At 66.6% G+C, this 21,122-nt stretch carries 1 protein-coding gene (cut by a window edge); it reads right to left on the minus strand.

The genetic code is table 11. The features are described from left to right. Positions 1-21,122: the 3' portion of an InlB B-repeat-containing protein gene (locus VIN30_RS06440; protein WP_338210186.1), read on the minus strand. The gene runs 13,681 nt beyond the window's last position; the window shows 21,122 of its 34,803 coding nt (coding positions 13,682-34,803); the start codon falls outside the window, past its right edge; it ends in the stop codon at positions 1-3.

The raw sequence follows: 21,122 nt of genomic DNA on the forward strand, positions 1-21,122 counted from the left end.
CTAGGCGGTCTCGGGCTGCTCGTCCTCCTTCTTCTTGCGGCGGCGCAGTGCCAAAGCCAGGGCCAGCGACGCCAGCACCAGCATCAGCAATGCGCTCAGGACCAAGGTGTCGCCGGTCTGGGGCAGGCGCTTGTAGAAGATCTTCGTGAACCACGAATCGTTCTCCCACCACCAGCCGATGTCCACCGAACGCTCCGTCTCGAAGGTCCAGTGCTGCGGAGCGGAAGCCTTCCACGTCTGACCGTAGGCGTTCACCAGACCCTCGCGCACCTTCACCACGGTAAGCGCCTCGGTGGCACCCACGCCATCGTCACCCTCCATGGGATCGATGTCGCTGTCGAAGTTATCGCTCGCGCCGGCATGGGACGGCACGAACTCGGCTCCGGCAGGACGATCGGTGACCACGCGGTACTCGTAGGCGTTGCCGTTGCCGTCTACAAGGGGATTGCCCTCGAAGCGGTAGGCGCCGGCGCCGTCGGTGCGCACCGTGGCCACGGTCTGCCACGAGCTGCCCGCCGAGATGACGGGGCTGCTCTCGCGACCGTAGCTGAGGTACTTCGGCTCGTCGTCGGCCCCGTCGTCGCCCGAACCATCGCCCGAGCCGTCGCCGGTACCATCGCCCGAGCCGTCGCCGGGGTTGGAACCGTCGCCGGTGCCATCACCCGAACCATCGCCGGGGTTGGTGCCGTCGCCAGAGCCGTCGGCCGACCCCGAGCCGTCGCCGTCGGCCGCACCGTCACCGCCGACGGTGACATCGTCTGCCAGGGCCAGGGGCTTCTCCAGCGCCCAGGCTCCGTTGTCGGCCGCCGGAATGCGCACGATGCCACGCGCCGCACGCTCTTTGGGCTCGCCCTCGGCGGTCAGGTCGCTGCCCGGCGCGCCGTCGGTGGTGTAGGTGCCGAAGTCGTCGCGCGTGGTCGTCTCAGCCGGAGCCACCACGCGGCGCTCCAGGCGCACCGTCAAGTTGGGCAGCACCTCGTCGTCCTCGGTGCGGATGCCGTCCTTATCGGGATCGTCCCACGCCACGCCGCTGATAGTTACCGACTGGCGCGGCACCAGGCCGGCGTCGTTGGACAAGCTGTCGAAGGCCACCGCCAGCGAGCGCGGCGTGCCGCCCGGCGCGTTCTTCACCAACGACAGGTCGGACTCGGTGCCGTCGGAGCGCTTCGACGGCACGATGAGGCCGCCCTCCGGCGCATCGGGAATAAGGCGGGTGTTCATCTCGTCCAGGTCGGAATCCACCGTGGTGTCGTTGCCCTCGTTCAGCAGCGTCACCTCGTAATCCTCGGGCAGCACCGGCACGTTCACACGGTAGCCGAACACCACGCGGTGCACCACGCCGTTAACGCTCACCTCGCCGGTGGTGGGCAGACCCGTGAAGGCCCAGTCGCCGTTCTCGTCGGAATAGCGTCCCGGCACCTCGCCGTAGATGCCCGTGGCGTTGAAGTTGGTGTCGTACACCCAGTAGCCGCCGTCGGCCGCGGGCACTGCGGCGCGCTCGCCCGTGGCCGCTACCAGCGCCGAGGCGCGCACGGCCACCGGAGCGGCGGGGTCAACGGGATCGGGATCGGTCGGATCGGTCGTCTCACCGGGGTCAACCGGGTCAACCGGGTCGGTCGGATCGACCGGCGTATCCGGCGTATCCGGTCCCTCCGGCGTCTCCGGCTGCTCGCCCTCGCCGCCCGCACCGGGCGTGTCGGGCACCACGGGCTTCTCGGGAGCCTCGGGCTTGGGCTGGATGATGAACGGATCGTCGCCCACGAACTCCGCCGGCATGTACCAGTAGCGTCGCAGCTCCACATACACGTCGTCGATGCCGGGCTCGGTCCACACGCGGTCGCCCGCCTGCACGTCATCGCCCTCGTCGTCCTCGGCGATACGGTAGGCACGCTGACCGTTCACGTCCTCGTCCTCCCACACCGAACCGGCGATGGTCACCGTCGGCGGCCAGGTGAAGCCGAAGTCCACCGACGCGCCCACCGGCTCGCCGTCCTCGTTCTCGCGGTCGGTCCAGTTGACGGGCTGGTGCATCTTCCACAGCTGGCCGTAGGCGTTCACCTTGCCGCCCACCCGCGGAATGACCACGTCCAGAGCGGGCGAGCCGCCCTCGTCGATAGACACATCCGGATTATCGGGCGCCCAATCGTTGTCGATGTCGTCGTTGGCACCCAGGTTCACCGGCGCGTAGAAGGTGCCCTCGGGACGCTCGTAGCGCACACGATAACGCCACGGCAGCCCGTCGGTATCCACCATGGCCAGCGCGCCGAAGGAGTAGCGGCCCTCCATGTCCACGTTGCAGCTGCCCACCTGGGTCCAGCCAGCGGCCCGGCCGGCAGCGGTCGAGGCGGCCGCGGCCCGCGTGCCCGGAGCCTTCCAGCTAGCCGCCACCAAAGGCTCGCCGGTGGTGCCGTTCAAATCGCTGCCGGGAGCGCCGTCGGTGATGGTCCAGCCCTGCTTGTCGAACTCGGCCGGGTCCACCGTCAGCTCGGAACGCGGCACCTTGGTGCGCTCCAGGTACACCGTGCCCAGCGGAATGGGCAGCTCGCCCACATCCTGAATGCCGTTCAAGTCGTCGTCATCCCAAATCTTACCGGCGATGACGGCGGACGACTCGGGTGCGAAGCCCGCGTCGTTATGGTGCGAGTCGTGGGTGTTCGCCAGCGACCAGCGCTCGGTGCTCGCACCCGTCCAGGCGATGATGGTGGCATCGTCCTCGTCGTCCTCGGCCGGGCTCGTCAGCACGATCAGGCCGTGGTGCGCCTCGTCGGGCACCAGGCGCGTCGTGCCGTCGTCCAGGTCGGAGTCGCGCTCGGCGTCGTCGATGGCGTTCAGGTCGGACGGATAGTAGCCGTTCGGGAAGCCCACCACGTTGGCGCGGTAGCCGTACACCACGGCGCGGGTGCCCTCGCCGGCGGGAATGCCGTCGCCGGGCAGCAGCACGCCGGTGGCGGGCAGATGCGTGAACTCCCAGTAGCCCTCGGCGTTCGACACGGTGGAGCCCACCCCGTCGGTGCCGTAGGTGCGATCGAAGCGCCACTGGTTGCTGTCCACATCGTACCAGTAGCGGCGCAGCTCCACCGTCACGCCGGGCAGGCCGCCCTCCTCGTCGTCCCACACGCCGTCGGCGTTGGCGTCCACCCAGGCAGTGCCCGACACCACCATGGTGGCCGGCATCTTGAAGCCCGCGTCGCCGCCGCGCTGCACGTCGAAGGCATCGAACAGATCGTAGGTCAGGCCCTCGTAGCGCACCGCGTACTGGCTGTTGCGCGCCCCGTCGGCCGGCAGCGACAGCATAATGCGGCCGTCGGAGCGCTGGCCGGTCACCGTGCCCGCGGCATCAACCACGTCGTAGGTCTCGCGCACCTGGTAGTTGCCGTCGGCATGATCGACGTCGGTGGTCATGTCGGAGTCGGTGCGCGTGGTGGCCGCCGCGGTGTGGAAGCGCGTGACCACGTACTGGCCCGTGGTGGCGTCGCGCACCACTTCCACCCGGTAGGAGGCCAGGTAGAACTCGTCCTTGTCGGCGCCGCGGCCCTTCGGCACGAAGCTGGGCAGGTCGGTGAACTCGTACACGCCCTCGGCATCGGTCTTCGCGTACACCGAGGCCGTATCGCCCGCCTTGGCGTACAGGCCGGCCGCCGGGTCAACATCGGCCAGATAGGCCGTGGCGAAGTCGCCGTCGGCCACCCACTGGCCGTCGCGGTAGCAGTAGCGCACCAGGCGCACCTCCAGGCCGGGCAGCCCCTGCTCGGGGGTAACGGCACGGGATGCCGGCGTGGCGGGCGTCAGCGGCAGCGAGCCGTCCAGGCGGTCGATGTGCACATCGCGCACGCCGTTGTAGTCCTCGTCGTCCCACACCGCGCCGCGCAGGGTGGTGGTGCGGAACTGGCCGAAGCCGGCATTCATGTGCTCCTGGCCCTGGGGCGCGGTCAGGTCGAAGCCGCCCACCAGGTACTCGGGCAGCGTGGCGGTGTTGTCGCCGGCGCGCTGGGTGAGCACGATGCGGTTCTGGAACACGGGTGCGCCCGTATCGGCGGCCACGTTGAAGGTGATCGGGTAGTTGCCATCGGTGTACAGCTCCTGGTACACCGACTCGCTGATGGAGGTCGGACGCGCCACCTTGGAGTTGCGGTCCTGCTCGCCGCCCGGCTCATCCGGGTCGGTCATCTGCTGCCACAGGGTCAGCGGACGTCCGCCCATGCCCGTCGGATCCACGTCCTCTTCCACGCCGTTGATCTCGATGGTGTAGCCGTTGAGCGACCACACCGGGCTGTCGGGATTCACGCGCGTGGCAATGGGCATGGTGGCGAAGCGGTAGTTGCCCTCCCCATCGGTCTGGGTGGTGATGGTGTCGGCCAGGCTCCACGCACCCGTAGCCGCATCATAGGTCCAGCGCTTCAGAATGACCGTCTTGTTGGCGAAGATGTCCTCGTCCTCGTCGATGAAGCCGTCGTAGTCGGTGTCCTTCCACACCTTGCCGGCGATGTCGGCCGAGGGCGGAATCTCCACGCCGCCGTCGTTGGAGGCGCGGTCGGACAGCATGGCCAGGTCGTAGTCGTAGGTGAACGGCCCACTCGCCCGCTCGGACATGAGGGACGAAGGCGTCGCGCCGCCCGTCGTGGTGCCGTCGCCCTGGTTCGGGTTGTTCGACGGCGCGTAGGTGACCACGTTGCCCGTGAACGAATCGGCATCGCGGCGCTCAAGCAGCACGTCGTACTCGGCCACGTCCACGTTCATCAGGTAGGAGTCGTCGTAGCGCAGGTCGGAGTCGATGGTGTAGTCGTTGCCCTGCTGGTACTTGGCGATGAACAGAGTGTTGCGCACGTCGGGCGCCGCCTCCACCTGGGCGCGATAGGCGAACACCGTATCGGAGCCGTCGGCCTCGCGGCGCTGCGAGGGCAGGTTCTCGAAGCGCCAGTGGCCGCCGGCGCCCGGGTACTCGTACAGCGGCGTCCAGGCGGTATCCAAGCTCCAGCCGTCGGCCGCATCGGCGTCGGGCACGTAGCGGTCGAGGCGCACCTTCAGCGCATGGGTGGAAGGCACGCCGGGCTCGCCGGCGTCCTGCAGGCCGTTAGAGTTGGCATCGTTCCAGATGATGCCCGCGATGTCGCCCTCGGGGGCCGGCAGCTGGCCGATGTCGCCGCCGCGGAACACCACGCGGTCGCCCAGCTCGGTGCCGTCCTCGTCGGTAACGGTCTCCACGGTCACGTCCTCGCCGTCGGTGCGCAGGGTCAGCCAGTCGTAGATGGTGTTCTGGCCGCTCTGCACGTACTGGCCGGGCACCGGCACGTGGGAGCCCTGGTCGCCGCGGTCGGGCTTGTCGGTCACGCCCGCCAAGATGATGCGGCCCTCGTCCACCCGGCTGCCGTCGCCCCGATCGCCGCCCGTCTCGGCCACGCGGTCGATGACGGTCAGCGTGCTGCGGTCGAGCACGTCGGAATCGATGGTGCGGTCGTCGCCCATATGCGAGCGCGTGAGCAGCCAGTGGTTGTCGTCGGACTCGTCGGGCGTGCCCTTGTCGTCCACATGGGTGGCGTACAGGCGCACGCGGTAGGACGCCAGGTACTGCGCGCCCTCGGCGTCGGTATAGGCCGCCGGCAGGTTGTCGAAGTTGTAGGTGCCGTCCTCGTTCGTGAACACGCCCACCTCGCCGGGAGCCAGGTCGGTCCACTGCGCGGGGTCGTACACGTCGGCCACCATGGACAGCAGCGCGTTCTTGTCGAAGGCCCCGTCGCCCACGTCGGCGCCCCAGTTCACCAGGCCGCCGGCCACAGCACCCGTCACGTTGGGCACGCGCACCTCGCGCTGCTCGGTGATGGTGGGCTTCAGCGCGTCACCCGACCCAGCCGGATCGTAGGCCGGGTTGGGCACCTGCACGGGCAGGGTGCCCACCACATGGGACGTGCGCAGATCGGCGCCGAAGGTGGTGGACTGCAGCCACGCGCCCGCGCCATCGTCGGCCGTGGGATCCCAGTACCACTGGGTAAGCACCACGCGCTCGCCGACCATGGGACGGTCCTTCTTCGCAACAGGCTGCTCGGGCTGGTCGGGATCAACGGGCTCGCCGGGCTGGTCGGGATCGGTGGGCTCCACCGGCTCGGTCGGGTCGGTCGGGTCGGAGCCGTCCTCCCCTTCCCCACCGGTCGGGGGCACCGGATCGCCCGCGCCGTCGCCGTCCTCGGGATCGTCTGCAATGTTGCGCAGGCCGTCGTAGTCGGCGTCTTCCCACAGCACGCCCGTGATGGACGCCTGGGGAATCTCCACCAAGCCGGCATCCCAGTTCTCGAAGCGCTGCGGGTTGGTCAGGTCGTAGCGCAGGGGCTTCTTCAGGCCGGGCACGCTCACTTCCACCACGTTGCTCGCCAGGCTGTCGTCCAGCTCGGGGCCGGCCAGCACGATCATGGAATCGCTGCCCTGGCCCAGCTCCTGGTCGATGGGCAGCTTGTCGCCGGCGGCGTTCAGATAGTACACCGGCACCTCGATCATGCCGCCCGTGGTGGGATCGGCCGGGTTGCCCGAGGCCGGCCCGTTCATCACCGTGGTGTGAATATCGGAGTCGGTCTCGTCGTCAGGGCCAAACTCGCCCACGGCGCTGTCGCGGTAGGTGAAGCCCCAGTTGGTGTTCAGCGTCAGCAGGTTCGACCGGTCGATGCGCAGGCGATAACCGGCCAGATACTTCTTCTTCTCGTCGTCCATCTTGTCCAGGTCGGTGTCCAGCGGGTCCACCACGTAGGTGGACAGGCCGGCGAACACGTACTGGCCCGCCTGGTTGGTCACGCGGGTCTTATGCTGCTTGTCCTGCCACTCGCGCTGGCCGGTCTCGTCGTTCTTCACGACCTCCTTGTCCACCAGTTGCCAGGCTCCCTGGCCCGCGCCCAAGGCGTCGGGATTCCACCAGTACTGCTCCAGGGTAACGGTCACGCCGGGCACGCCGGGCTCCAGCAGCCCCTGCACGCCGTCGTAGTTCAGGTCGTTCCACACGTAGTTGCCCAGGTATCCCACGGTGCCCAGGCCGAAGCCCAAGCCGAACTTGCGGTACACCTTGTAGCCCTTCCACTTCTCGCCGTCCTCGTAGATGGCCTGGCCGTTCTCGTCGGTGGGCACCTTGGCGTGGAAGGGATAGGTCTCGCCCTTGGTGATCTTCTTCGTGGGCGACGACTCGGGGTCGGACGGGTTGTAGTTCGGGTTGGGAACTGTGTACTTCTTCAGGTACAGGTCGTTGTCCCACAGCGCGTCCTCGTCGTCGGTGGGCATCTCCAACGGATCCTTCGTGTGCAGGTAGGGCGTCGGCTTCAGAAGGCGCGTGCCCAGATGGTCCTCGCAGCGGATAATGAAGTAGTGGCCCGGCTTCATCAGGAACTTGAAGTCGCCGATGGTCTCGCGCTGCAGGTGCTCGGCCAGCGCGTCGCCCGTGAGGCGCGTGTCCTCGGAGCAGCTGTGATGGTAGTGCTCCTTGGCCGTGCCCGACGGGTTGCCGGCGGCCAGCTCGGCGCACCAGTCGCAGTTGGCGCCGTCGCCGGTGATGAAGATGGCGGGCCTGCCCTCGGCATCGATGGCCGGCTCGGAGGCCACGGTCTCGGTCTCGGGGAAGTACTCGTACAACTCCACCCGCATGCGGCCGAGGCGTACCTCCTCCAAACTCGTCACCAAAGGCAGCATCGGGTCGGTCTGGTCCAGCTGACGGTCGATATAGCCGTCCATCAAATCTTGGTTGGTGCCGTCCTCGCCGTCGAACTGCACGCCCCACAAAGCACCGGTGGCGGTGGTGCCCCAGAACTTGTCGTCCTGGAACACCTGGCCCTCTACGGTAACGGGGGCCGAGATGCCCACGATGTAGCTGGTGGCATCGGCGTCGTACTTCGCGTGCACCGCATCGGGGTTGGCGAAGATGTCCTTGTTGGAGGCATCGGCGAACTCGGGGCCGTACTCCACCGGCGTCACCTCGATCAGCTTCGACGTGGTGGCGATCAGGGCCGTCTCGTCCACATCGGGGGTGTCGGGGTCGTCCTCGCGATGCTCGATGTCCAGCTTGTTGTCGGGCACGCCGTCGCCGTCCTCGTCGGGACCGGTGTACAGCGTGGAAATGGTGTAGCCGGCGTATTCCTTCGGGAAGGTGTAGCGCAGCTTGTAGGAGCCGGGAAGGATGTTCGACAGAATCCAGTAGCCGGAGTTGCCGTAGTAGTCGCTTTCCGTGGTGAAGGAAAGCGGCGCGCCCGCGTCGGCGTTGATGTAGCCGCCGCCCGCGTTCAGCAGGGGCTCGCCGGTCTTCTGGTCGCACTGCACCCAACGGCCGCTGCCGTCGCCGGCGGCACCCTCGATCCACTTCGACACCTGGCCGTCGCGGTTCACGGGCAGCCCGTTCTCGTTCAGCAGCTCCACCACCACGCCGTTGATGCCGGGATCCTCCGCCTCGCCGTCGAAGTCGACGTCCTGGAACAAGTCGGAGGCCAGGCACTCGTTGCCGTCCTCGTCGTAGTAGATGCTCTCGTGCTCGCCGGTGGCCGCGTTGTAGCGCGTGTCGGTGGCCACCATGTAGCGGCCGTTCGGGCCCTTGCGCATGGTGGTATCGCGGCCCTGGTTGTCCTTCACCACGGTACCGTCGGTCTCGTTGCGCAGCTGGTCCCAGTTCGCGTCGATCCACACGTAGTCGCCCAGGTAGCCGCGCTCGTCGGGCGCGTCGATGAAGGCACCGGCCATGGCGTTCTCCACCACGCGAGCCGAGGCGTCGCCGGTGGGCGAGGCGCCGTTGGTGTTGATGCGCTGGATGAAGCTGTTCCACTGGGTGACCGCCGCCAAACGCTCGGCCAGATCGGGGTTCAGGTCCTTGTCGTCGGGATCCAGGTTCATGTCGAACACGGCGTCGCCCTTGGTGGAGCCCAGGTACTTGGGCAGGTTCAGGGGCGCGTGCATGTCGTAGGTCAGGCGAATCTGACCGCGCATGGGCAGGATGACGTCGTCCTTCTTCACTTCCACCCAAATGGAGCGCAGCGAGTGCTTCAGGTGCAGCGCCTCGTCGGGATGGGCCTCCACGTATCGCTTCAGCTCCTCCAGGGGCACGAAGCCCTCGGCGCGCAGGGCCGTCGGGTTCAGGCGATGCTCGTTCAGCCACGCGGCCTTCTCGGTGGGGCTCAGCATGGCCCACAACTCGGGCAGCGAGTCCTCGGTCAGCACCGTCAGCTTGGTGCGCGTGCCGCCCGCGCCGTCGGAAATCTGGTCGGTGCGGTAGGGGCCCACCCAGATCTCGGCCTCGTCGGAGCGCAGCTCGCGCCCGTCGGGGTTGGAATCGGTCGTGGGCGAGATGATCCAGGCCTTGATGGAATCCAAGTCCTCGATCCAGCCGTTCCACGTGCTGCCGCGATCCTGCTTCTCCATGGTGCCGGGCTCGCCGTCCACCTGGGAGGGCACATAAGTGCCCGACAGCAGCTTCGGGTCGTCCTTGTAGGGCAGCACATCCAGAAGCACCGTGCGCACGTAGTTCTTCGCGATGGCCTCCGAAGCGCCCAGGTTCTCGGCCTGGGAACGGTAGGAGTAGTTCGTGCCCTCGGGCACGCCCACCGGGCCGTTGATGGCCTGGGTGTACAGCGTGGCCAGCTGCGAGGAGGAGTACTTCGACTGCGACTGGGTGGAGTTCGAGATGAAGCCCGCCGCCTCCAGCTGCAGCGACAGCATCATCTGGTTGGTGTTGCCGTCCAGATTCGAGTCGCGGGTATCCAACACGAAGGAGGTCTTGTTGTTGGACTGCTGCGTGGGAATGTAGGGGTCGTAGTTGCCCGGCTTGTTGGCATAGCCCGTGGCGCTCATCAAATCGGAGCTGATGGCGGTGTTGGCGTCCTGGCGAATGGGCATCATCAGCTCGATGACCACGGCCTGGCCCATCTGCAGGGTGCCGCGGGTGTTGCCGCCCAAGGCCGACGTGAAGCGCCAGTCCATGAACTTGCGGTTGTAGCCCGAACCCACGCTGCCCAGCTTGTCGGCCACGGTAAGGCTGCCGCCCACCCACGGCTGCGACAGCGACACGTTCGGCTTGGACACGATGCTCGTGGTGGCGAACGACGCGTCCTGGTTCTCGATATGGTAGGTCCACAGCGGGGTTGCGGTGTCGATGTTGCTGGCCAGCTCGTCGTAGATGGTCTCGTAGATGATGTTGCCATCGGAATCCAGCAGCTCCGTCATCTTCGGGTTGCCGTTCTCGTCTTTCACGATGTTACCCTCGTCGTCCAGCACCTCGGTCATGATGGGCACATCGTGGGACTTCGCCTGCGAGGTGTAGCCCAGGTTCAGAGGGCAGCTCGTGCTCGTCGTCTGGTCGTAGGGCACGTATTTGAACTTGTTGTTGTCCAGCATGCCGGCGGCGCCGAAGCCCTCCACGAAGGGCAGCACCAGCGACAGGTCGGGGTTCGAGCAGAAGTCGGCGCGGCCGTTCACGATACCGAGCGACTTCAGCTGATCGGAACTGAGATTCGTGAGCGTAATCTTGTAGCGCATCATGCGCGACGCCTCGGGGTCGATGGCCGGACGGCCCGTCACCCAGGTGTAGCTCTCCGTGGCGTTGCCGTTGAAGTAGGCCTGCTCCATATCGATCTTCAGCGTGGGATACTCGGCAGCGCGGTAGAAGCCCACGCGGTCGCGCTCGGCGCCGGCGTACTTCGTGTCGTCGTAGCGCACCCAGGCCGACACGAAGTGGTTCAGATGCGCTTCCTTGGAAACCGTGGCCTCACCCGAGCCGCCCGCGCTGGCGTCGCCGTCGCGCGCGGCGTTCAAAGCCCGCACGATGGGGGTCTCATCCCCCATCAGCGGCAGGGCCACCGTGGAGATGACGAAGTCTTCCAGCACGTAGGTGTGGCACAGCACGCCCGCCGCGTTGTCGTACAGCGACGAGGGCATCTGCGACTTCGTCTGGATGAGGTTCTTCTTGCCCGACGTGTCCTTGATGGGATTGCCGTTGGTGTCGGTCTGCCACGACCAGCCCACGTTCAGGCGCTCGGGATCGAAGTCGTCGGCCTCCTGCTTGCCCTCGGTACCGGCGATCACCTGGCCAGCGGCGTTGGTCTTGGTGGGAATGGCGTCCACATCCAGGCGGAACTTGCGGGGCACCGGCGTCTCGCGGGCCGCCGTCTCGTCCATGATGGCGTCCCAGCCGGTAGCGCCCTCGGGCACCGCCTTCACCACCCAGCGAATCTGGCGGATGTCCACGCCTCGATCGGTGTACTCGGTGGTATCGATGAGGGTGTTCTCCTTGGCGCTGACGGCATAGCCCGCCGGGTCGCCCAGAATCACCCAGGTGCCCTCGGCGTTGTCGGCGGTGTTGTAGTCGTTGGCGTCGTCCTCGCCGAAGAAGTAGTCGCGGTCGGCGTCGGTGCCGGGGAACGCGTAGTTCTCGCGGTCGTTGTAGGCAGCGCCGTTCTGCTCGCCGAACACCGACTTGTGGCGGTCGGCCGCCTCGGTGGAGGGATTGATGATGCGGGCCAGCACGAACACGCGCAGCTTCGACTCGATCTCGGCCGCCTCGTTCAGGGGCTTCACATTCACGTCCTTGTAGGACGGGCGCTCCTTGAACTTGGCCACCAAGGTGGTGTCCTTGTAGATGATGCCCGCGCCGTCGTCGGAGATCTCGCGGTTGATCCACGCCTTCCAGTCGCCGGCTTCCGCCAGGTCGCTGTTGCCGTTGGCCTGGGCGATGTCGGTGACCAACTCGTCCTTCAGAATGTTGCCGTCCTTGTCGAAGGTGCGGCGGTACCACCCGGCGAATTGGTAACCCTCATCGGGCACGGCCTTGGCGCCGCCCAAGCGGTCGATAGCGCGCTGGTTGCTCGTCTCGAACACCGACAGCGCCTTGTCATCGGCCAGCGACTTGCTCAGCGTCACCGAGCCGTGAGCCGGGCCGGCGTACTTGTCGTCAGTGGTCTTGTCGATATACTCGGCCATATAGGTAACGGTGTAGGTGATCTCGGCGAAATGGGCCACGTACACCGTGGAGGTGTAGTTGCCGTCGTCGTCTTTGTTCAAGCTGGCAAGAACGTTGTCGACGCTGAGCACGCCGTTGCCGTCGTCGTCGATGTCGTAGTCGACCAGCTCTTCCTCAGTGCCGCCGCCTTCCACGGACACCTTCTTGTACCAGCCCAGGAACATGTAGTCGCGAGCGGGCTTGGCCACGCAGCCGGTAATGCCGTCGCCCGTCTCCACCGGCAGCTCCTGGTTCACGCGCACGGTCAGCTCGCCCGGGCTGGACGACGTGCCACCCACGGTGGTCAGGTCGTAGTTCACCTGGAATTTGCGGCCGCTCAGCACCGGCGGGTCCACCGGGTCGGTGCCCTCGGAGCCGTCGCCGGCACCGTCGGAGCCGCCCTCCGAGCCCTCGCCCGCACCCTCGCCGGCCTCGTCATCGGCCAGGGCCGCCGCATCCGAGGCGCCCAAAGCCGCAGCCGTCAGGGGCAGGGCGGTATCGTCGTTGTACAGCGCTGCCATGGCCGCGGGCGTGAGCACCCGGGCCGCCGGCTCGTGACCGCCGAAGGCCGCGGGCTCGGCGCTGGCCGCCGCCGCGGTGTCGGCCGCCACGCCGCTGCCGGCCTCCAAGGCCGTGGCCGCCTCGGCGGCCGCAACGGCAGCCGTAGTCGCGCCGCCCGGCGTCTGGGTGCCCGACGGCGGCGCATCGGGAATGATGTTGCCGTACTTGTCGATGGCCACCTGCTTGGTCTCCCACTCGGCGCCGGGCACCTCCCAGATGCCCGTGCGCACGGCGGCCACATAGGGCAGCGTGCGCACCACGGGCTGCTTGGCATCGGCCAGCGGCGCATCGTAGGACAGAGCGTCGGAGGTGCCGTAGTAGGGCACCTGCCAATCCACGATGAAGCTGTTCACCGCGGCGCCCGTGTTAATGGCCTGGGTGATGACGAAGCGGTTGTCGCCGCCCTGGTGCGAGTCGTCGGCCAGGTTGATGTCGAAGTCCTGATCGGTGATCAGGTTGCGCTGGATGAACGTGTCGCCACGCACCGAGGCACTCGGCTTCAGCACGCGGAAGTAGCCCGACCGGTCGTAGGAATAGCTGTCGGTCAGGTCGCCGTCCTTGTCGTAGTCGGCGGCGGGAATCTCCTCGCCGGTGGTGGTGTCGATGCTGGCGGCCTTATCGGACACCATGCGCACGAAGCCGTTGTAGCGGCTCCAGCGGATGAAGCGCTCCATGTACTGGGGTTGGAAGTCGAACACGCCCTCGGCCGCATCCGATTCGGGCGTGCCGCCGGAACCGCGGCTGCGCGTGGGCTTCACCGCCGCATCACCGGCCTTGTGCAGCACGGTCACGCCGTCGTCGGCCAGCACGTCGTTCTGGAAGATATGGGTCCAACCGGCGCCATTGAAGCCCTTAGTGTTATCCAGCCACGACATGGTGGTGTCGTGCAGCGTGGTGTACACCGTGGAGTTGCCGCCGTCCCAGCAGCGCAACTCGTTCAGGCGGTCGCGGTAGGTGCTGCCCATGTCGTCCAGGGCGTCGGTGCCGTCGCCCAAATTGTCGATGCGCGTGCGCACCTTCAGGGTGACCACGTCGTTCACGCCCAGGTATCCGTCGGGATGCACGCCGTCGAAGAAGGCGTCGTACAGGGTGTCGTACTCCAGGAACTCCTCGTCGGTGGCATCGTCGGGCGGCGCCAGCTCGAACACCACGGTCTCGCCCTCGTGGGACAAGGCCTTCACCGGCGGGTTCTCGGGCGCCACATCGGTGGGATCGTCCAAGTCGGGCTTGGCGTAGTTGGCCCCGCCTGCCGACACCGTGTAGTCGTCGGAAGTGTAGTCGGGCTGGTGGATGATGCGCACCGTCCAACCGGCGTCGATCAGCTGCTTCGGCGTGAAGGTCTCGGTTACCGTGCGGTTGCCCTGGGTGCGCAGACGGTGCGTCCACTCCACCACGAACTGGCTGTCGGTGCCGTCCTGGTCGCCCAGGTACATCTCGTAGTTTTTATCGGTCACCTCGGCCGGCGAGTTCATCAGGGTCTTGCCCGCGTAGAACGTCACTTCCTTGGGCAGATCCAGGGCGAACACCAGCTTGGCGTGCTTGATGGCGCCCGAGCTCTGGGTGCCGTTGTTCATGTTCGAGAAGCGCGCCGTGTACCACAGGGTGTCGCCGTACTCGAAGGACTTCGCGTTGTTGTAGCTGGTGCCGCCGAAGTTGATGGCGTTGTCGTTCTGCAGCCAGTAGTAGCGGTTGTTGCGCGCGCCGGTGGAGCTGTTGGCGATGGACTGGTCCCAGTAGGCGCCGGTGCCCGTGGCCGGCGCGGTCTTGCCGTCGGCGCCGGTGCCCGCGGCCACCCAGTACTCGGTCTTCACCGTGGGATAGGCCACGCGCAGCTTCAGGCCGTTCATAATGCCCGTGTCCTCGCGGGTGTCGGGCACGCCGACCGTCTTGTTGCCGTTCTCGTCGCGCTTGGTGCGGGCGAACGTTTCGGTGTGGCGCACCGTGTCGTTGCCGTTCAGGCCGCGGGTGGCATCACCCAACAGGGCGAAGTTCTTGCGGAAGCGGTAGTCCTCCACGATGATGCCCGCGTTGCTGGTGCCCGGCGTAATGGAGTCCAGGCCGTTCTGGCCCTCGTTGTAGCGCTTTGTGAAGCCCGGCAGCCAGTTGATGGCCGGCTCGCCGTTGCGCGTGTAGTTGCCGTCGTTGATGGCATGGCGCGGCATCACGCCGGGAGTGGCCGTCTGGTAGCCGTTGTTGTTGGCATCGTAGTAGTCGGCGTTGGTGAAGTGAATCCAGTTGCCGTAGCGATCGTTGATGCGATAGGTAGCCAGGCGCGCGTCCAGACGCGTGTCGTCCCACTGGCAACCGCGCAGGCGGTACTGGGCCAAGTTGCCCATCTGGTAGGGGTTGCCGGAAATGTCGGAGTCGGCCAGGAACTGGTAACCGTCCACCTTCGAGGTCACGTAGGTGCGGATGTTCTCGTAGCTGCGGATAACCTCGCCGCGGCTCACCTCGTCGGCGTCCTGGCGGGCCGGCCCCACCGTGATGATGTTGAACTTGAAGGTGTCGGTGTAGTAGGGGCGCAGACGCTGCTCGCGGTTGCGGCTGCCGTTGGCGGTGGCCTCCACGCTGATCTGATCGGGCGCGGATGCATTGTAAGCCTGCGCGGTCTCGCTCGTCAGGTCCACATCGCCACGAGCCTCGAAGCGCAACACGAAGCGATACTGCTCGTTGGCCGGATTCTCCTCGTCGGCCACCTTCTCGTAGGTCACCGTGGCCTTGAAGTCCTTCCAGGCGTCGTTGCGATCGTTGCCGTTGGCCAGCAGGCCCTGGGTGTTGCGGTTCGCGTCGTAGGCCTCGTTCAGGCGCCAGTCGGTGGTGGCGAACACCTGGGGCACATCGGGTATGCAGTTATAGGGCGTGCCGTCGGCGCGTTGGGGCGCGATGCCTTCGGGCAGCACCACCGTCACCACGGGCAGGGCCACATCGCCCATCTGGCCGCCGTCCACGGAATAGGTGTGGTACAGGCGCTCCCAGCGACCACCGTAGTTGTAGTAGTCGCCCTCGGGATGGTCGGCCTGCTGGTTGTAGGCCAGGCGGTTCCACCAGTAGCGGTTCTCCACGTGCACGTTCAGCTGACGGGAATCGGCCTCGCTTTCCATGTAGTAGTCGGTGGCGGGACCCGTCACGCCGTTGGTGCCGATGGTAGACCAGGTGCGCACCACGGGCTTGCGCACGCGAGCGCGCGTGCCCGTCTGGACGTAGTAGGCTGGCGTGCCCTCCACGCCCGAGGTCTTGTAGGCCTTGTCCCACTGCACGCCCGTCGTGTCCATCATGCGCGTGCCGGCCGGCATTTTTTCCAGCGACACGGTGTTGTTCTGCACCGTGCGGCCGTTCACGGCGGGCATGTTGGGCGAGCCGTAGGCGCGGTCGTAGGCGGAATCCATGTTGGCATAGCTGTTGGCGTACCAATAGCGGGCGTTCCACACGTAGTCCATGCCGAAGGGCTGGCAGTTGTTCAGGTCGCCGTCGCCCTTGTTGGTGTCGGCCTCCCAGGCGGCGCGGCCCTCGAAATGATCGATGTCGAACAGCTGATAGTAGGCGCTCGCCTTCGAGGGCACGCCCTTGGTGGCGGTGTCCTTGTTCTCGGTCACATCGCGGGTGTCCACCGGGCGCGTGAGCACGCGGTCGTACCAGTAGCCCGAGTTGTTCGTGCTGAAGATGTGCGAGGCGATGTTCACGTTGATCTTATAGCCCGCGTTGCCGCCATAGCTGTCGGGGTCGGCGGTGTTGGCGGCCTGGTTGTCGATGTCGCGGCCGAACCACTTGCCCAAAGGCTGGGTCACGGTGATGCGCAGCACCCAGGGCTGCGAGCTTTCCACGTAATCGGTGCCGCGCGGGCCGGCGTCGGCAGAGGCTACGGCTTCGTAGGACGAGGCGGCCGGATCACCGGACACGTCAGGAGACGAGGAGCTCTTCAACGCCAGGCCGTTGCGGTAGTCGGCCGGGTTCTGCGAAGAACTGGGCGCATCGTAGCCGGCATAGTCGCCCCAGGGCGTCTGCACCACTTCCACCTTCACCTTGTCGGCGGAAATGGCGGCGTAGTTCTCGCTCGTATAAGGCGAGCTGCTGTAGCCGGTGGGGCCGTTCACGCCGCTGAGCACCTGGGCGCTCACAATGGGGTTGCCGTCATCGTCCAGCTTGGGCTCGGCGCCGCGCGGGAAGATGTAGGTGAACTCGATGCCGTCCAGGTTGCGGTCGCCATAGTTCAAAGCCTGCAGGCGGGCGGTGTAGTCCTGGTTGTACTGCAGGGACACGTCGTACTGGCCCCACAGCACGCCGCGGTGATCGCGCACGGTGCCGCGGTTGGCCCAGTACTCGTACCACCACTCGTGGGCGTCGCGGCCCGACAGGTACTGGCGCTGCGCCTCGTAGGCAGGCGTGCCGTCGGGGTTGCTGCCGGCGGCCATGTTACTGTCAGCAATGGGAATCATCTCGGAGGCCGTGGCCAGCCATGCCTTCTGCAGGTGCACGCGAGTCTGCGACCACACGATGGGCGTAGTGGACCCCCACTTGGTGGGCAGCGCGGTGGCCACACCCTCGTCGTCGGTGTAGGTGCGCAGCTCGCCGCGCGTGCGCGGCCAGGTGACCAGCTCGTTGTAGTCGCGATCGTAGGCGCTGTCGTCGCAATCGGAATTCCAACCCGAGCTGTAGCCGTTGATCAGCTTCACGTACCGGGGCAGATCGTTGGCGATAAGCTCCGCCGCGCCGCTGGGACGCAGGGGCGTATAGCGCGTCCACTGCACGTAGTTCGCCGTACGCACATCGCTGTCCAGATAGGTGCCGCGGTGGCCATCGGCGCCGTACAGGCTGTTGGGCCGCGTGTACCAGCCGTTCTCGCCGGCGTTCTGGTTCGTCGTCTCGCCGGGAATGAAGGTGAGCGACCCGTCGAACATCTCCCACCGATCGGAGTTCTTCACACGCGCGGCGGTGAAGCCCGACTCGTGCATCAGCGAGTCCATATCCATCAGCGCCGAGCCGTTGTTCACATAGGCCGCGCCGATGCCGGGACGCGAGGCGGTGTAGCCGCCGCCCGACAGCGGGTTCACGTAGATGCGGCCCGTGTAGTTGCTCCAGCCCGCGTACTCGTCGGCATAGGTGTGCCAGTACTCGCCCACGCGCGGGAAGTACACCGGCTCGGAGCCCTTCGTGCCCGACCACGCCTTCGACGTGTCGCCGTACACCTGGGGCAGGCCGTCCACGGCCGCGGTCACGTCGAACCACAGCTCGATGGTGTCGCCCACCTCCACGCACACGGTGCCGTGGTTGGCCAAGTCGACCGGCGATACCTCGGCACGCCAATCGGGCACAATGGAGCCGGGGCGGTCGCCGTCGTAGGCCGGGTCCACCACCCACTCGATGCGGAACAGGGCGAAGCGGGTCTCCTTGGCCGCCGACACCGGGTTCATATCGTTGAAGGGCTTGCCCGAGGCCCCGCGGTTGGCGGTGTAGCCCTTGGGCGTCATGTTGTAGTCCATGGCACCGCCGATGTCAGAAGCCAGCTCGGGGGCGTCGGCCTCGGACACGCGGGTCACCTTCATCTTCATGCCGTTGGTGCGCGCATCCAGCACATCCTCGCCGAACACGTTCTTCCAGCGGATGTTCTTCTGCAAGCGATCGGCCAGATAGTCGGCCGTGATCTCGTCGCCGTCGGCCGTCTTCAGGTAATCCAGCGGAATGCGCTCGTAGAACACCGGGTTGTACAGCTCGCCTTCCACGTCCATGCCCGTGTTCGTGCCACGCCGCGTGTTCCACAGCACGTCTTTGTACCAGAACTGCTCGCCGGGAATGTAGCCGGTTTTCTGAGCGGCGTTCCAGGTGGTGGCAGCCGTGCCGGTCACTTGCGCCTCAGTCTGGAACACCTGGTTCTGGAAGCGGATGACGGGCGTACGACGGAACACCGTAAAGCTGGTGGCCGTGTGGGAATCGGCCTTGGTTTTCAGCACCGAGGCATTATCGTCGGTGCTGTAGTGGCTGCGGGCCGGGGTCAGCAGCACGCCGTCGGCACCCGAAGCGCCTTCCTTGTAGAAGTCCAGCTGGGTCTTCTCGGTGTGACGGTGGGTATAGCCCACATCCACGTAGTGGTTCGACGCCACCCACGACTCGGTCAGCTCGCCGTTGACGCGGTTGTTCTGGTAGCGCGCCACGCCCACCAGGGCCACATCGTCCAGGGCATAGGGCGTCGTCTTGCCGTAGGAATCCAGCGCCGCATTATCGCGGGTCACGGGCACATCGTAGTACGTCCAGCGCACGGCCGTGATGAAGCGGAACTTGTTCGAGTTCGCGAAATAGCCCTCCTCGGACACCTTCACGTGACGCGGGTCGCTCTCGTCGGTCTCGGCCGCCTTGGTCAGGGCATCCAGCTCGTCGATGGTAATCCAGTCGGCGGCCAGCTTGTCGTAGTACTCGATGAAGATCTTCGGGCGCGCACCGCGGTCGGCATCGGTCTCGGTGTCCACCGACTCGTGCACCGTGGCGTTGGTGATGGTGGGCTTCTTGGGCGTCTCCGGCACGTCGGGTGCCTCGGTGTCACCACCCTCATCGGGCACCTCGGGCTCCTCGGTGTCACCACCGGGCTCGCCCATCTCGTATTTGGCCACGAAGATGGTGTCGGCATACAGGCCGTCGGCCGTCTTGTTCAGGCGCGGGGCCGCCAGCTCGGGCGTCAGCACCTCGGCATCGAAGCCCTCGGCCTCGCGCTCCTCCTTGGTGAAGGTGATGGCGGTGTCGTGGGCCTCCTGCTCCTCGGTGTACAGCAGGTTGCCGTCCTCGTCGCGCTTCTGCACGTTGTTGCCGTCCGCGTCGGTCTTCGGCACCTCCTCGTACATCAGCTCGCCGTTCTCGTCGCGCATTTCCTCCACCACCGTCTCGGTGATGGGGTTGCCGTCCTCGTCGTAGGTCTGATGTCCGTCGGCGTCCAGCACGGGCTTCTGCACCTCGTGGGTCATCACTTTCTGCTCGGTATCCCACACGGGCACCTGCTTGGTGGTATAGGTGCGCTTGAACCAGCCCATGAATCGCGGCACCTCGGTGTCGGTGGCCGACAGCGTGGTGGTGGCCGCAGCACCGGTGAGCCCCTCGGTACCGAGTGCCTGGATGTCCTGGTTCTTCTCGTTATCTACCCGGCCGCCGTCGGCCTCGTAGGTAACGGTGTAGGTTACCTGCGGGTCGGCCTTGAACTTCGCCACGAAGGCGGTGTTCGCGTACAGGCCCTTATCGTCGGTGTTCAGAAGCGGCGTCAGCTTGTCGGGGCTCAGCTGGGCCTCGGCACCCTCCACCGGCGTATCCTTGAAAGTGACCTCGTCCTTCATAATCACATTGCCATCGTCGTCGCGCAGCTCGTTGCCGTCGTCATCAGTGGCAGGCACCTGGGTGACGATGGTCTCGCGCTTGAACCATCCGGCGAAGGTGTAGCCGGTATCGGGCGTGGCCAGCGAACCGGTGGCACCGGCCGCCGACAGAGCCTGCAGGGTGTTCGACGGAATGTCCACCGAGCCGTGGTCGTCGGCCTCGTAGGTAATGGTGTAGGTGTTGTCGGCCGCGGGCACGAACTTCGCCACGAAGGTGGTGTCGGCGTAGGCCAGGGTCACCGCGCGGGTTGCGTTCTCGCTGCCAGCGCCCTCACCCTCGGCACCTTCGCCTTCGCCCTCGCTGCCGCCGCCTTCGCCGCCAGCGCCTTCGCCGCCCTCGCCCTCGTCGGCCAGCTTGGTCACGGCCAGGTTCGCCGCAGCCACATCGGCGCTCAGAGTGGCGCCGACGGCCAGCTTGCGCTCGGTCACCGTGCCGTCCTCGGCCGTCTCGCGCACGTACCAGCCGTCAAACACATAACCGGGCTGGGCCGTGGCGGTGGCGCCGGTCACGCCCTTGGCGCTGAGAGCCATCAGGTCGGCGTTCTTGGCCACATCCACCGTGCCGCCCGTGGCAGCCGTATAGATGACGCTGTAGGTGGCGTCGGTGTTGGCCTTGAACTTCGCCACGAAGGTGACGTCCAGATACAGGCCGTCCTCATCGGTGGGCAGAATCTGGGCCAGGGCCGTGGCGTCCAACTGGGCCGTGCTGCCCACCGGCGTGTCCACCGGCGTGCCCAGGGGGCCCTCCTCGCGCAGGAACCAGCCCACGAAGCTGTAGCCCTCATCGGGCATAGCCTCGCCGCCCACCAGGCCATCGGTGGTGGAGCACAGCATCTTCGGCGTGGTCAGCGTGGCGGCCGGGCCCTCGATAACCTCGATGCCGCCCGTCGCGCCATCGCCCTCGGTCGGCGCGGCGCGGAAGGTGCGCACCTGACCGTTGTCGGCCGCCGTATAGGTGATGCGGAAGGTGCGCTGGCTCTTGTCCTTGAACTTCGCTACGAAGGTGGTGTTCGTGTACAGGCCGTCGGCGTTCTTCACCACGTAGGGAGCGGCCACCTCGGGAGCGAGCACCGCATGCTCGTCGTCCACCAGGGTGTCCACGTCCTTGCCCTCGTCGTCCATGGTGCGCACGTACCAGCCGTCGAAGATGAAGCCCTCGTTGGGCAGCGCCTCCGAGCCGGTAATGCCCGCGGTGCCCAGCACCTGGATGCCGCCGTCAGACTCGTTGGACACCTTGCCGTTGGCGTCGGCCTGGTAGGTGATGCCGT

The organism is Adlercreutzia wanghongyangiae (assembly GCF_035989245.1).
Classification (GTDB): Bacteria; Actinomycetota; Coriobacteriia; order Coriobacteriales; family Eggerthellaceae; genus Adlercreutzia; species Adlercreutzia wanghongyangiae.